This is a genomic window from Nocardioides panaciterrulae, from assembly GCF_013409645.1.
Classification (GTDB): domain Bacteria; phylum Actinomycetota; class Actinomycetes; order Propionibacteriales; family Nocardioidaceae; genus Nocardioides; species Nocardioides panaciterrulae.
The window spans coordinates 2,572,472-2,586,234 of record NZ_JACCBG010000001.1 but is presented as its reverse complement, the minus strand read 5'-3'; the positions used below and the strand labels follow the sequence as shown (position 1 = coordinate 2,586,234).

Below are 13,763 nucleotides of genomic sequence, written 5' to 3'. Positions count from 1 at the left end.
CTGGACCCGGGTCTCGAGGCCATAAGGAGAAGCGTGGCCAAGACCCGAGTTCACGAGCTCGCCAAGCAGTACGGCGTTGAGAGCAAGTTCGTTCTCGAGAAGCTCAAGGAGATGGGGGAGTTCGTCAAGTCGGCGAGCTCGACAGTCGAGCCCCCCGTCGAGATGCGATTCAAGAAGGAGTTCGGCGAGCAGCTGAAGGCTGCCGGTGCTTCGGCGCCGTCCGAGACTCCCGCACCGCAGCAGCAGGCGGAGGCCGCCCCGGCGCCGAAGCCCGCCGCCGCCAAGCCTGCCGCGGCCAAGCCGTCGGCCCCGGCCGCCGAGCAGCCTGCTGCGGAGAAGCCCGCCGAGCGGCCCGCCGCCCCGGCACCGACCCCCGAGGCTCCCGAGGCCCCGGCCGCTGCGGCGCCGGCCGCTGCGGCGCCGGCCCCCAGGGCTCCCTCGGCCCCCAGGCCCGGCCCCAAGCCGGCCCCGGCCCCTGCGCCTGCCCCGGCCGCCGAGAAGCCGACCCCGCCGGCCCAGCCGGAGGCGCCGGCCGCGAAGGCGACGCCTTCCGCGCCCGCCCCGAAGGCTCCGGCGCCCCGTCCGGTCGGTCGACCCGGCTCGCCGCGTCCGGGCAACAACCCGTTCGCGTCCAGCCAGGGCATGGGCCGTCGTCCGGCGCCCAGCGACCGTCCCCAGGGCGGTGCCGGTGCTGGCGCTGGTGCCGGTGCTGGTGCCGGTGGCGACCAGCGCCCGCCGCGTCCGCCGGCCGGGCGTGACGGTGGCGCCCCCGGGCGTCCCGGCATGCCGCGCCCCAACCCGGCGATGATGCCGAAGTCGCCCGCCGCGTTCGGCACCGGTCCCGGTGGCCGTGCGCCCGGCGGTCGTCCGGGTGCCCCCGGTCGTGGTGGCGCCCCCGGTCGTGGTGGTGCCCCCGCTCGTGGTGGCGCCGGCGGTCCCGGTGGTGGCGGTCGTCCCGGTGGGTTCGGTCCCAGCGGTGGCGGTCGTCCCGGTGGCGGTCGCCCCGGCCAGCGTGGCCAGACCCAGGGCGCGTTCGGTCGTCCCGGCGGCCCGTCGCGCCGCGGTCGCAAGTCGAAGCGGGCGCGTCGCCAGGAGTTCGAGGCGATGCAGGCCCCGACGATCGGGGGCGTGCGCGTCCGCAAGGGCGACGGCGAGATCGTCCGGCTGCCCCGCGGGGCGTCGCTGACCGACTTCGCCGAGAAGATCAACGTCGAGCCGGCCCAGCTGGTGCAGATGCTGTTCAGCCTCGGCGAGATGGTCACCGCGACCGAGTCGGTCAACGAGGAGACCCTGCAGCTGATCGGCGAGGAGCTCAACTACATCGTCCAGGTCGTCTCCCCCGAGGACGAGGACCGCGAGCTGCTCGAGTCCTTCGACATCGAGTTCGGTGAGGACGAGGGCGACGAGTCCGACCTGGTCGTGCGGCCCCCGGTCGTCACGGTCATGGGTCACGTCGACCACGGAAAGACCAAGCTCCTCGACGCGCTGCGCAAGGCCAACGTCGTCGCCAAGGAGGCCGGTGGCATCACCCAGCACATCGGTGCCTACCAGGTGCAGACCGAGGTCGACGGCGAGGACCGCCGCATCACCTTCATCGACACCCCCGGTCACGAGGCGTTCACCGCCATGCGTGCCCGTGGTGCGCAGGCCACCGACATCGCGATCCTCGTGGTCGCGGCCGACGACGGTGTGATGCCGCAGACGATCGAGGCGCTCAACCACGCCAAGGCGGCCAACGTGCCGATCGTGGTGGCGGTCAACAAGATCGACAAGCCGGACGCGGACCCGACCAAGGTGCGTGGCCAGCTGACCGAGTACGGCCTGATCCCCGAGGAGTACGGCGGCGACGCGATGTTCGTCGACGTCTCGGCCAAGTCCGAGCTGAACCTCGACAAGCTGCTCGAGGCCGTCGTGCTCACCGCCGACGCGTCCCTGGACCTGCGGGCCAACCCCGACCAGGACGCCCAGGGCCTCGTCGTCGAGGCGCACCTCGACCGCGGTCGTGGTCCGGTGGCGACGGTGCTGGTCCAGCGCGGCACGCTGCACGTGGGCGACTCGATCGTCGCCGGTCCGGCCCACGGCCGGGTCCGCGCGATGCTCGACGAGCACGGCAACGAGCTCAGTGTCGCCGACCCGTCGCGTCCGGCGATGGTCCTCGGCCTGAGCGCCGTGCCGGGTGCGGGCCAGAACTTCATCGTCGTCGACGATGACCGGATGGCTCGCCAGATCGCCGAGAAGCGTGAGGCGCGCGAGCGTGCGGCCATGCAGGCCAAGCGCCGGGTCCGTCGTACGCTCGAGGACTTCATGGCCTCCATGGAGAAGGGCGAGAGCCAGGAGCTCAACCTCATCCTCAAGGGCGACGTGTCGGGTTCGGTCGAGGCCCTCGAGGACGCGCTGGCCAAGATCGACGTCGGTGACGAGGTCGGCATCCGGGTCATCGACCGCGGTGTCGGTGCGATCACCGAGACCAACGTCGACCTGGCCGCGGCCTCCGACGCCATCATCATCGGCTTCAACGTCCGGCCCCAGGGCAAGGCGACGGAGATGGCCGACAAGGAGGGCGTCGAGATCCGCTACTACTCGGTCATCTACCAGGCGATCGACGAGATCGAGGCGGCGCTCAAGGGCATGCTCAAGCCCGAGTATGAGGAGCAGGCCCTCGGTCAGGCGGAGATCCGCGCGATCTTCCGCTCGTCGAAGATCGGCAACATCGCCGGCTGCATGGTCATCGGTGGCGTGATCCGGCGCAACGCCAAGGTACGCGTGATCCGGGACGGTGCCGTCGTGGCCGACAACCTCGACCTGGCCTCCCTGAAGCGGGAGAAGGACGACGCCTCCGAGGTCCGCGAGGGCTTCGAGTGTGGTCTGGTGCTCCGCAACTTCCAGGACATCAAGGAAGGCGATGTCGTGGAGGCCTTCGAGATGCGCGAGATCCCCAGGAGCTGACGCTCCTGCCGCCCTCGGCGGAGGGGAAGCGTGGTCCGGCCTCGCCGGGCCGCCTTTCCTTCCGCCGAACCAGGCTGCTGCCGCCTTCGGCGGAGGGGAAGCGTGGTCCGGCCTCGCCGGGCCGCCTCTCCGTCCGCCGCACCAGCGGTTCGACCGGTCGTCATCGAAGAGTAGGAATGAACCATGAGCAACCCACGGGTGCGCAAGATCGCCGACCGGATCCAGGTCATCGTGGCCGAGATGCTCGAGCGGCGGATCAAGGACCCCCGCCTGGGCTTCGTCACGGTCACCGACGTCCGCGTCTCCGGTGACACCCAGCAGGCGACGATCTTCTACACCGTGCTCGGCGAGTTCGGTGCCGAGGAGGCCGCGCTGCAGGGCACGGCGGCGGCGCTGGAGTCGGCCAAGGGGCTGCTGCGCTCCGAGGTCGGCAAGCAGCTGGGCATGCGCCACGTCCCGAGCCTGACCTTCATCCACGACGCCCTGCCCGAGACCGCCCGGCACCTCGACGAGGTGCTCGCGAAGGCCCGGGCCGCCGACGAGCAGGTGGCGGCGCAGCGTGCGAGCGCGGCGTACGCCGGGGAGACCGACCCCTACCGCAAGCCCCGCGAGGACGACGACGAGGACGCTGACGAGCACGCCGAGGTCGCCGGAGACCCGGCCGGCCGCACGGACTCCGACGAGGACGACGCCGGCCGGTGAGTGCCCAGGTCGCCGGGTCCGGGCTGGTGGTCGTCGACAAGCCCGCCGGGATGACCTCCCACGCGGTGGTCGCCCGGGTCCGCCGGCTGGCCGGCACCCGCAAGGTCGGCCACGCCGGCACGCTCGACCCGATGGCCACCGGCGTGCTCGTGGTCGGGCTGAACCGCGCCACCCGGCTGCTGGGGCACCTGATGCTGACCGAGAAGGCCTACGACGCCACCGTCCGGCTCGGCGAGTCGACGACCACCGACGACGCCGAGGGCGAGACGACCGCGACCACCCCGGCGGCGGGGCTGGACCCGGCGGCCGTCCGGGCGGTGCTCGGGGAGTTCGTGGGCGACATCGAGCAGGTGCCGACGGCGGTCTCGGCCATCAAGGTCGACGGCAAGCGCGCCTACCAGCGGGTTCGGGACGGCGAACAGGTCGAGCTCGCCGCCCGGCCGGTCACGATCCACGACCTGCAGGTCCATGACCTGCGGCCCGCGGGCGGCTGCCTCGACGTCCGGATCTCGCTGCGCTGCTCCAGCGGCACCTACGTGCGCGCCGTCGCGCGCGACGCGGGGGCGCGGCTCGGCGTGGGCGGGCACCTGACCGCGCTGCGGCGTACCGCCGTCGGGCCCTACGACCTGTCCGCCGCGCACACCCTGGAGGAGCTCGAGGACCACTTCGCGATGGTCCCGATCGCGGAGGCGGCCCGGTCCGCCTTCCCGGTGCGCGACCTCGACGACGCGGGCGCCGCCGACGTACGGGTCGGGCGGCCGCTCGACCTCGACCTCGCGGGGCTCACGGCGGTCTTCGCGCCGGACGGCGAGTTCCTCGCGCTCTACGAGCCGCGCGGGGCCCAGGCACGGGCGGCCGCGGTCTTCGTCTGAGCACCGCCAGTAGTGTTCTCGCCGTGCACCTGTGGCGATCCCTCGACGAGGTCCCGGCCGACCTGGGCCCGACCGCCGTCGTCATCGGCAACTTCGACGGCGTCCACCTCGGACACCGGCACGTGCTCGCCCGGGCCCGGGAGGTGGCCGGCGAGCAGGGCCTGACCCTGGTCGCGGTCACCTTCGACCCGCACCCGATGGCGGTGCTGCGTCCCGAGCACGCCCCGACCTCGCTCACCTCGCTCGAGCGCCGGGCCGAACTGCTCGTCGAGGCCGGTGCCGACGCGGTCCTGGCGCTCCCCTTCGACCGGGGGGTCGCCGCGTGGACGCCCGAGGAGTTCGTCGAGCGCGTCCTGGTCGCCGGCCTGCACGCCGCCGTGGTGGTGGTCGGCGCCAACTTCCGGTTCGGCAACCGGGCGGCGGGCGACGTCGCCACCCTGCGCGCGACCGGCGAGCGGTTCGGCTTCCGCGCCGAGGGGATCGCCCTCGACGGTGGGCCGCAGGTCTGGTCCTCGACCTACGTCCGGACCTGTCTGGCGGCCGGCGACGTGGCCGGTGCCGCCGAGGCGCTCGGCCGGGCGTACGCCGTGCGCGGCGTCGTCGTCAAGGGCGACCAGCGCGGCCGCGAGCTGGGCTACCCCACAGCCAACGTCCCCACCGGCACGCAGACCGCCGCGCCGGCCGACGGCGTCTACGCGGGCTGGCTGCGCCGCCGCGACACCGACGAGGTGTTCCCCGCCGCGATCAGCGTCGGCACCAACCCGACCTTCGCCGGCCAACGGGAGCGCCGGGTGGAGAGCTACGTCCTCGACCGCACCGATCTCGACCTCTACGGCGTGGAGGTGGAGGTCTCGTTCGTGGAGCGGCTGCGCGGGATGACCGCGTTCTCCTCGGTCGAGGAGCTCGTGGAGCAGATGGCCCTCGACGTCGAGCGGGCCCGCGCCGTCCTGGGGGCGGCTGGGTGAGCGCGGCCACGGCGCACACGAGGGCGGCCGCCGAGGAGTGGTTCCTCCACCACGGCCTGACCTACTTCGTGCCCGAGCAGCGCGCGCACGTCCGCCGGGCGGCCCGCCCGGGCCGGGTGGTGCCGTTCCTCGTCGTGGTGGCCGTGGTCGCGACCGGCGCCGGGGGAGCGGTGGCCTGGTTCGCCGACCAGCTCACGCTCGGTCCGGCGACCCTGGCCTCGCTGCTGCTGCTCGCGGCGGCGTGGTACGCGCTGACCAGGCTGCATGCCGCGCCGATCGTCACCTGGGCGCTCGCGCGGACCACGGGCAGCCTGCGCACGCTGCTGCCGATGACCACCCGGGCGCTGCCGCTGCTGCTGCTGTTCATCACGTTCCTGTTCATCAACACCGAGGTGTGGCAGGTCGCCTCCAACCTCACCGCGGGTGCGCTGTGGCTGACCGTCGTGCTCTTCTTGGTGCTGGCCGTCGGCTTCCTGCTCGTCCGGCTGCCCGAGGAGGTGGACCGGGCCGACGACGCGGTCACCGACGACTTCCTGCTCGCCACCTGCCGCGGGACCCCGCTGGAGCGGGCGTCCCGCGAGCTGGTCGAGGACCCCGACGCCGACCCCGCCGCGCACGCGGAGGTGACCGGCTACGAGCGCTGGAACCTGATCCTGGTGCTCGTGGTCGTGCAGGCGGTCCAGGTGCTGCTGCTGACCCTGTCGGTGTTCGTCTTCCTGATGGTCTTCGGAGCCCTCACGATGACCGACCCCGTGATGAAGGCCTGGCTGGGCTCCTCACCCGCGAGCCTCCCCGGCGTGCACAGCGTGTCGGTGCCGCTGCTCCAGGTCGCGACGTTCCTCTCGGCGTTCTCCGGCCTCTACCTCACCGTCTCGTCGGTGACCGACGAGACCTACCGCGAGCAGTTCTTCGGCAGCGTGGTGCACGAGCTCGAGCGGGCCGTGGGGATGCGCGAGGTCTACCTCGCGCTGCGCGAGCGCGACCGGCCCGCCGTCGATGACGGCAGGCCGGTCGGGGGCTGAGCTTCGCGCGCGGCTCACCGGGTCTCGACACGCGCGGTCGCGACTTCCTTCGTCATCCGCGGGCGCTGCTCGACCACCAACGAGGTGATCCGCTGGCGCGGCTCACCTCAGGCGTCGAGGTCCTTCTCGACCAGCGCGGCGATCGCGTCGAGGGCGGCCTGGTCCTCGCTGGAGACCTCGACGGTGTCGCCCTTGGCGGCACCGAGGGTCATGATCAGCAGCGCGGAGCTGGCGTCGACCGGCTCGTCGCCGGGGACGCCGATCAGCACCTCGTGGTCGAGGTCGGCGGCCGCCTCGGAGATGATCGCGGCGGGGCGGGCGTGGAGGCCGACGGCGGAGCCGACGACGACGGACTTGGTGGGCATGACTCTCCTTGCGGTGGTGGACGGGTCGGACGTTACGCGGTCAGGGGCCGGTCACACCGGCTCCAGCTCGGCGTCGCTCTCGCCGATCGACTTCAGGGCGACGACGCAGGCGGCGGCGACGAGGGTGCCGGCGGCCAGGGCGATCAGGAAGCCCCAGATGTGGCCGACGGCGAAGAGCACGAAGATCCCGCCGTGCGGCGCCCGCAGGGTCACGTCGAACGCCATCGCGAGACCACCGGCCACGGCGCTGCCCGCCATGATCGAGGGGATCACGCGAACCGGGTCGCCCGCCGCGAACGGGATGGCGCCCTCGGTGATGAACGACGCCCCGAGCGCCCAGGCCGCCTTGCCGTTCTCCCGTTCGGGCAGGCTGAACAGTCCGGGCCTGATCACGGTGGCCAGCGCGAGACCCAGCGGCGGCACCATGCCGGCGATCATGACCGCGGCCATCACCTTGAGCTCGGGCGCGTCGGTCGCGGTGGCCGCGGCGGCGAGCCCGGTGGTCGCGAAGGCGTAGGCGACCTTGTTCAGCGGGCCGCCCATGTCGAAGGCCATCATCAGGCCGAGGATCACACCGAGCAGGATGGACAGGCTGGAGTGCTGGCTCATGTTGGTCAGGCCCTCGCTGAGCTTGTCCATCAGCTTGCCCAGCGGCTTGCTGAGCACCACGATCATGACGATGCCGCTCAGCAGCGTGGTCAGCAGCGGGATGACCAGCACCGGCATCAGGCCGCGAGCCCAGGTCTGGACCTTCCAGCGAGTGATCCACAGGGCGATGAAGCCGGCGAGCGCGCCGCCGATGATGCCGCCGAGGAAGCCGCTCTGGGGCAGGCCGAAGCCACCCAGGTCGACGGCCAGGGCGCCCATCACGAAGCCGGGCGCGATGCCGGGCCGGTCCGCGATCGCGAACGCGATGTAGCCGGCCAGCGCGGGCACCAGGAACTTGAACGCCGTGGCGCCGAGCACGAAGAGGACCGCGCCGACGTAGGCGAAGAACCCGTTGTCCAACAGCGCGTGGTCGAGCCCGAGGGCCGAAGGGTCGGGCAGGTCGAAGATGTTGTTGTCGGCCATGATCTTGATCGCGGCCGCCCCGCCGTCCTTGGCGATCTCGTAGCCGGCGAAGAGGAAGCCGAGGGCGATCAGCAGGCCGCCGGCGGCGACGAACGGGATCATGTAGGAGACGCCGGTCATCAGCACCCGACGGACGTGGTGGGTCCAGCGCTCCCCGCCAGCGGCCGCCTCGGCCGCGGAGGCGTGGCCCTCCACCCGGGGTGCGTGCGGGTCGTCGGCATAGCGCAGTGCCTCCGCGATCATCGCGTCGGCGTCGTCGATCGGGCGCTTCACGCCGGAGGAGACCACCGGCTTGCCCGCGAACCGGTGCCGGTCGCGGACCCCCACGTCGACCGCAAAGATCACCGCGGCGGCCTCCGCGATCGTGTCGTGGTGCAGCGGCGTGGAGCCCGCCGAGCCCTGGGTCTCGACCCGGATCTCGACGCCTGCGCGGGCCGCGGCGGCCTCGAGTGCCTCGGCCGCCATGTAGGTGTGGGCGATGCCGGTCGGGCAGGCGGTGACCGCGACCAGGCTGCGGTGCCCGGCGGCGGGGGTCGCCGTGCCGGCGGCTGCGGCCTCGGCGCCGGGAGCGGCGGCCGACTCGGGCGGCCCCGCGGTGGCGGTGGCCGAGGCGCCCGCGGTGGCCGCTGCGGGTGCCGCGCTGGCCGGGGCGGGTGCGGGGCTGACGACCTCGGTGACCAGGGCGACGACCTCCTCGCGGGTCTCGGCCGCGCGCAGGGCATCGGTGAACGAGGCCTTGACCAGCGCCCGGGCCAGCTTGGTCAGCAACTGGAGGTGGGTGTTGTCGCCGCCGGCGGGCGCCGCGATCAGGAACGCCAGGTCGGCCGGGCCGTCCTTCGCGCCGAAGTCGACCTTCGGGCGCAGGCGGGCGAAGACCAGGGTGGGCTCCTCGACGCCGGCCGTGCGGCAGTGCGGGATCGCGATGCCGCCGGGCAGTCCGGTCGGCGACGTGGCCTCCCGGGCGAGGGCGTCCTCGACGAGCTGGGACGTGTCGGTGGCGCGGCCGGCGCTCCTGACCACGTCGGCGAGGGCGCGGATCACGTCGAGCTTGTCGGAGCCAAGTTCGACGTCGAGGCGAACCAGATCGGTGGTGATCAGGTCGGACATCGTCACCCTCCTTGGGTGAGGTCGAGGTCGCGGACCGAGACCAGCTCGGGCGTGACCTGCGCGGGATGCGGGATGGTGGTGCCGGGCAGCCCGGCTGCCGCGCTGCCGTAGGCCACGGCCAGCGCGAGTCGTTGGGCGGGGCTCCGTCGCCGGAGGTCCCCGAGGAGGTAGCCGAAGAGGCTGGAGTCGCCGGCGCCGACGGTGCTGACGACCGTGGTGGGCGGGGGAGTCGCGTGCCAGGCGCCCTCGGCCGTGACCAGTACGGCGCCGTTGCCGCCGAGGGTGACGAGAACGGTCTCCACGCCGCGTTCGACGAGCACCCGGGCCGCCTGGGCCGCGGCGAGCGGGTCGGACTCGAGCTTCTCGGCGTCCGCGCCGGTGAAGGAGGCGAGCTCCTCGCCGTTGGGCTTCATCAGGTGGGGGGCGCTGCCGGGCAGGCCCTCGACCAGGGCCTGCAGCGGCGCGTCGCTGGTGTCGACGGCGACCCGGGCGCCGTTCGCGCACAGCACGGCGACGAGGTCGGCGTACCAGTCGGCCGGCGTGCCCGGGGGCAGCGAACCCGCGAGCACCGTCCAGTCGGCCGAGGGGGCGCGGCGCAGCATGGCCTCGGTCAGCGCGGTCAGCAGGGCCGGGGTCGCGGTCGGGCCGGGGCTGTTCAGCTTGGTGGTGGTGCCGTCCGGCTCGCTGATCGTGATGTTGACCCGGAGCATCCCGTCGGTGGCGACCGGACGGCAGTCGATCCCGGCGGCGAGCAGCTCCAGCACGAACGGGTCCTCGGCCGGGGCGGGGAGCACCGCGATCGTGGGGATGTCGGCGGCCACCGAGGCGCGCGAGATGTTGACGCCCTTGCCGCCGGCCTGGTCGGTGACCGACTCGGCCCGCAGCACCGCACCGCGCTCGAGCGGGACCGACAGCGCGACCGTGCGGTCGTGGCTGGGGTTGGGGGTGAGGGTGAGGATCATGCGACCACGACCTCGACCCCGGCGCCCTCGATCCGCTTGCGGTCGTCGGTGGCGACCGCGTCGTCGGTGACGAGCACGTCGACCTGGTCGAGGGAGGCGAACCGCTGCGAGGACTCGGTGCCGACCTTGGAGGCGTCCGCGAGCACGACGACCCGGCGCGCGGTGTCGACCATCGCCCGCTTGGTGGCCGCCTCGTCCCAGTCGGGGGTGGTGAGGCCGTGGTCCGGGGTGAGGCCGTTGGTGCCGAGGAACAGCACGTCCACCCGCAGGTTCGCCAGCGCCGAGACGGTCTCCGGGCCGACCGCGGCCTGGGTCGTGGACCGCACCCGCCCGGGCAGCAGGTGCAGCTCGATCTGCGGGTTGCCGGCGAGCCGGGCTGCGACCGGGACCGCGTGGGTGACGACGACGAGCCGGTGGTCGCGCGGCAGCGCGCTGGCGAGCCGGTTGGTGGTCGAGCCGGCGTCGAGGAGGACCGTCGACCCGGGCGGCGGGAGCAGCTCCACGGCGGCGCGGGCGATCCGGTCCTTCTCGTCGGTGTTGGCCCGGTCGCGCTCGACGAGGCCGGACTCGATGACGGCCAGGCTGTGCGCCGGCACGGCGCCACCGTGCACCCGCCGCACCAGGCCGATCCGCTCCAGCACGGAGAGGTCGCGGCGCACGGTCTCGGTGGTGACGTCGTACTCCTCGGCGAGCATCGCGACCGACAGCCGGCCACGCTCGGCCACCAGCTGGGCCATCGCCTGCTGACGTTCCTCTGCATACATCGTCATCGGTGTCCTCCTCTCCCTCGGTCAATCTGTGCATATGTTGTTTTACGCCCGAACGTGTTGACTGTCAAGGGTGCCTCGGGGTTAACTTGTGAGCATGGTCACCAGCTCCGACACCCACCGGTCCCCGGACGCCACGCCGGACGCCACCCCGAGCGCCACGCCGAGGGCAACACCGGGCGCCCCCGCCCTCCTGCACGGCACGCCGGTCGTCCCCGGCGTCGCCCACGGACCCGCGCTCGTGGCGCGGGCCGAGGTCGATCCGGCCGCGGTCGCCGCCTTCGGGGCCGGCGGCTTCGCGGGCGAGGAGGAGGCGCTGGCGGCGTACGACGCCGCCGTGGACGCGGTCGCGAAGGGCTTCGAGCACAAGGCGGGCCGGGCCTCCGGCGCGGCGGCCGAGGTGCTCCTCGCGAGCGCGGGCCTGACTCGCGACAAGGGCCTGCGGTCGGCGGTGCGCAAGCAGCTGCGCACCGGCGCGGACCTGTTGGCCGGCGTCGGCGCCGGCGTCGAGCAGTTCGTCTCGGTGTTCACGAGCATGGGTGGGCTGATGGCCGAGCGGGTGACCGACCTGCACGACATCGAGCGCCGCCTGGTCGCCCGGCTCGTCGGCGAGCCCGAGCCCGGCGTCCCCAACCCGTCCCGACCCTCGGTCCTGGTGGCCGAGGACCTCGCGCCCTCCGACACCGCCGGCCTGGACCCGGAGGTCGTGCTCGCGCTGGTCACCGAGCGCGGGGGGCCGACCAGCCACACCGCGATCATCGCCCGCCAGCTGGGCATCCCCTGTGTGGTGGGCACGGCCGGCGCGACCGGCATCGCCGGCGGCACGGCCCTCCTGGTGGACGGCACCGCCGGCACCGTCGAGGTCGAGCCGGAGGAGTCGCTGGCCCGCCAGCGGGTGGAGGCCGACCGCGCGATGCGGGCGGTGCTCGCCACCTGGGGCGGTCCCGGCGCCACCGCGGACGGGACCCCGGTCAAGCTCCTGGCGAACGTCGCGGACGGCGAGTCCGCGCGCGCGGCCACGCAGGCGCCGGTCGAGGGGGTGGGCCTGTTCCGCACCGAGCTGTGCTTCCTCAACCGCCGGGACGAGCCGTCGGTCGAGGAGCAGGCCGAGATCTACGCCGGGGTGCTCGAGCCGTTCGTCGGGCAGGGCGGCCACGTCGTCGTACGCACGCTGGACGCCGGGTCCGACAAGCCGATCGCCTTCGCGACCCACGAGGGCGAGGAGAACCCCGCCCTCGGCGTGCGCGGGCTGCGGCTGTCCTTCGACAACCCGGGCCTGCTCGAGCGGCAGCTCGACGCGATCGCGTCCGCGGCCGAGCGCACCGGGGCCGAGGCCTGGGTGATGGCGCCGATGGTCGCGACGGTCGCGGAGGCCGCGGAGTTCGCCGGCCAGGTGCGTCGCCACGGCCTGCGGGCGGGCGTGATGGTGGAGGTGCCGAGCGCCGCGCTGCTGGCGCACCGGATGCTGGAGGTCGTGGACTTCTTGTCGATCGGCACCAACGACCTGACTCAGTACACGATGGCCGCCGACCGGATGGCGACCGACCTCGCCCACCTGACCGACCCGTGGCAGCCGGCCGTGCTGCAGCTGATCGCGATCACCGCCGAGGCGGGCCGGCAGGCCGGGAAGCCGGTCGGCGTCTGCGGTGAGGCGGCCGCCGACCCGCTGCTGGCGTGCGCGCTGGTCGGCATGGGCGTCACCTCGCTGTCGATGGCCGCCGCGGCGGTCCGCCCGGTGGGCGCGCGGCTCTCGACGGTGTCGATCGAGACCTGTGAGGAGGCGGCGGAGGCGGCCCTGTCGGCCTCCGACCCCCGGGCCGCCCGGGACGCCGTGCTCGCGCTGCTCGGCGGCTGACCGCCCGGGCCGGTGCGTTTATCCGCCGGTCGGGCCGGGCATCGTCTCGTCGACCAGGGGGTACCTCCCTGGCTGGACCGTCCCGCCGGGGCGGCGGACGAAGGGAACGAGTAGCAATGGGTTACGGACTCGGTGTCTTCCTGCTCGCGCTGGGCCTCATCCTGGCCCTCGCGGTGCAGGATGCGCTCAGCGGTGTGAACCTCACCATGGTCGGCTGGATCCTGACGCTCGCCGGCCTCCTGGTGATCGCGCTGACCGCCGTGCAGGCCAACCGGAGCCGCCGTACGTCGGCGGTGACCACGCACGCGGACGGGTCGCGGACCGTGACCGAGCGCCGCGACGACGTGCCGCCTGCGGTCTGAGCTCCCCCCAGAGGACTCCCAGGGCGACTCCCGGGCCTCCCCGCGTCGGCGGGGCGGCCCGGGCTGCATTTTGGGGCCCGACCCGGCGCGCTGCTAGCCTTGCCCGGTTGTCCGGCCCGGTCTGTCGACCGATCCGGGCGGCGATCCACCGCACGACTGCCGTCCAACGGCCGCGGATCGAGAGTGCCCGGGTGAACAGGCCCCGGCGCGCCGCGCAACGAGCAGGCCCACCGGGCCGGAAGGAGCCCCGCATGTCGATCGGTACCGACGCGGAGACCAAGAAGAAGATCATCGCCGAGTACGCCACGACCGAGGGCGACACCGGCTCGCCCGAGGTGCAGATCGCGCTGCTGAGCCACCGCATCAGCCACCTCACCGAGCACCTCAAGCAGCACAAGCACGACCACCACAGCCGTCGTGGTCTGCTGCTGCTGGTCGGTCAGCGCCGTCGCCTCCTGAACTACCTGCAGAAGACCGAGATCGCGCGCTACCGCTCGATCGTCGAGCGCCTCGGCCTGCGTCGATGACCTCACGGAGCGGCTGCCCCAGCTCGGGGCGGCCGCTCCGCTCGCATTTCGGTCCGATACCGCTAGTGTCGGACCAGCACCACAACTGAAATCATTGCCACCAGGAGCGACCCGCACGTTTCGGCCCGGTCCTCGGTAGTGGCTCTCAGGATCCCGACCACGCTGAACGCAGCCGTGGGGGATCTGCGGGCCTCGATCGAAGACCGGCCCCCCTTCACGAGAAGGCGACCGGCGGGAGAC

12 protein-coding genes are annotated in these 13,763 nt (G+C 73.4%); 8 read left to right on the top strand and 4 right to left on the bottom strand.

All coding sequences use genetic code 11. From position 1 onward, the window contains the following. Positions 1–33 precede the first annotated feature (33 nt). From infB to BJZ21_RS12245, 5 genes are all read left to right on the top strand, one after another. Positions 34–2,946, top strand: coding sequence for a translation initiation factor IF-2 (infB, locus tag BJZ21_RS12265; protein ID WP_179664010.1), 2,913 nt, complete (start codon positions 34–36; stop codon positions 2,944–2,946). Positions 2,947–3,129: 183 nt separating this feature from the next. Further along, positions 3,130–3,648 carry a 30S ribosome-binding factor RbfA gene (gene rbfA / locus BJZ21_RS12260; protein ID WP_179664009.1) on the top strand — a complete coding sequence of 173 codons (519 nt, stop codon included), beginning with the start codon at positions 3,130–3,132 and terminating at the stop codon, positions 3,646–3,648. Further along, a complete protein-coding gene (gene truB / locus BJZ21_RS12255) occupies positions 3,645–4,520 on the top strand; it encodes a tRNA pseudouridine(55) synthase TruB (RefSeq protein ID WP_179664008.1) in 876 nt (291 codons plus the stop codon). Before rbfA ends, truB begins: the two co-directional genes overlap by 4 nt. Before the next feature lie 23 nt (positions 4,521–4,543). Next, a complete protein-coding gene (locus tag BJZ21_RS12250) occupies positions 4,544–5,485 on the top strand; it encodes a bifunctional riboflavin kinase/FAD synthetase (protein ID WP_179664007.1) in 942 nt (313 codons plus the stop codon). Next, complete coding sequence (locus tag BJZ21_RS12245) at positions 5,482–6,507, top strand: hypothetical protein (protein ID WP_179664006.1); 1,026 nt, start codon at positions 5,482–5,484, stop codon at positions 6,505–6,507. The genes BJZ21_RS12250 and BJZ21_RS12245 overlap by 4 nt, the downstream gene beginning before the upstream one ends. 107 nt (positions 6,508–6,614) lie before the next feature. On the opposite strand, the gene BJZ21_RS12240 is transcribed toward BJZ21_RS12245, so the two are convergent. From BJZ21_RS12240 to BJZ21_RS12225, 4 genes are read right to left on the bottom strand one after another with little or no spacing between them, the layout of a single operon-like run. Next, the gene (locus BJZ21_RS12240) at positions 6,615–6,872 is read right to left on the bottom strand and encodes an HPr family phosphocarrier protein (RefSeq protein ID WP_179664005.1); all 258 of its coding nucleotides are present in this window, start codon (positions 6,870–6,872) and stop codon (positions 6,615–6,617) included. A 51-nt stretch (positions 6,873–6,923) separates the two neighbouring features. Further along, positions 6,924–9,050 (bottom strand): PTS fructose transporter subunit IIABC, encoded by a 2,127-nt coding sequence (locus tag BJZ21_RS12235; protein ID WP_179664004.1) that lies wholly within the window; start codon positions 9,048–9,050, stop codon positions 6,924–6,926. A gap of 2 nt (positions 9,051–9,052) precedes the next feature. After that, positions 9,053–10,012: a 1-phosphofructokinase family hexose kinase gene (locus tag BJZ21_RS12230; RefSeq protein ID WP_179664003.1), complete on the bottom strand. Its 960-nt coding sequence runs from the start codon at positions 10,010–10,012 to the stop codon at positions 9,053–9,055. After that, complete coding sequence (locus BJZ21_RS12225) at positions 10,009–10,782, bottom strand: DeoR/GlpR family DNA-binding transcription regulator (RefSeq protein ID WP_246298496.1); 774 nt, start codon at positions 10,780–10,782, stop codon at positions 10,009–10,011. Before BJZ21_RS12225 ends, BJZ21_RS12230 begins: the two co-directional genes overlap by 4 nt. A 94-nt stretch (positions 10,783–10,876) precedes the next feature. On the opposite strand from BJZ21_RS12225, the gene ptsP reads away from it, so the two are divergent. From ptsP to rpsO, 3 genes are all read left to right on the top strand, one after another. Then, a complete protein-coding gene (gene ptsP / locus BJZ21_RS12220; protein WP_179664002.1) occupies positions 10,877–12,634 on the top strand; it encodes a phosphoenolpyruvate--protein phosphotransferase in 1,758 nt (585 codons plus the stop codon). Between the two features lie 116 nt (positions 12,635–12,750). Then, positions 12,751–12,996 carry a DUF6458 family protein gene (locus tag BJZ21_RS12215; protein WP_179664001.1) on the top strand — a complete coding sequence of 82 codons (246 nt, stop codon included), beginning with the start codon at positions 12,751–12,753 and terminating at the stop codon, positions 12,994–12,996. A 251-nt stretch (positions 12,997–13,247) separates the two neighbouring features. Next, positions 13,248–13,523, top strand: a complete 276-nt coding sequence (gene rpsO, locus BJZ21_RS12210; protein ID WP_056862426.1) for a 30S ribosomal protein S15 — start codon at positions 13,248–13,250, stop codon at positions 13,521–13,523. Positions 13,524–13,763: the final 240 nt, after the last annotated feature.

Coding starts and splice junctions, on each gene's coding strand:
- ptsP (WP_179664002.1), top strand. CDS start 10,877: ATGGTCACCAGCTCCGACACCCACCGGTCCCCGGACGCCACGCCGGAC.
- BJZ21_RS12225 (WP_246298496.1), bottom strand. CDS start 10,782: ATGACGATGTATGCAGAGGAACGTCAGCAGGCGATGGCCCAGCTGGTG.
- BJZ21_RS12235 (WP_179664004.1), bottom strand. CDS start 9,050: ATGTCCGACCTGATCACCACCGATCTGGTTCGCCTCGACGTCGAACTT.
- rpsO (WP_056862426.1), top strand. CDS start 13,248: ATGTCGATCGGTACCGACGCGGAGACCAAGAAGAAGATCATCGCCGAG.
- rbfA (WP_179664009.1), top strand. CDS start 3,130: ATGAGCAACCCACGGGTGCGCAAGATCGCCGACCGGATCCAGGTCATC.
- BJZ21_RS12215 (WP_179664001.1), top strand. CDS start 12,751: ATGGGTTACGGACTCGGTGTCTTCCTGCTCGCGCTGGGCCTCATCCTG.
- BJZ21_RS12230 (WP_179664003.1), bottom strand. CDS start 10,012: ATGATCCTCACCCTCACCCCCAACCCCAGCCACGACCGCACGGTCGCG.
- BJZ21_RS12240 (WP_179664005.1), bottom strand. CDS start 6,872: ATGCCCACCAAGTCCGTCGTCGTCGGCTCCGCCGTCGGCCTCCACGCC.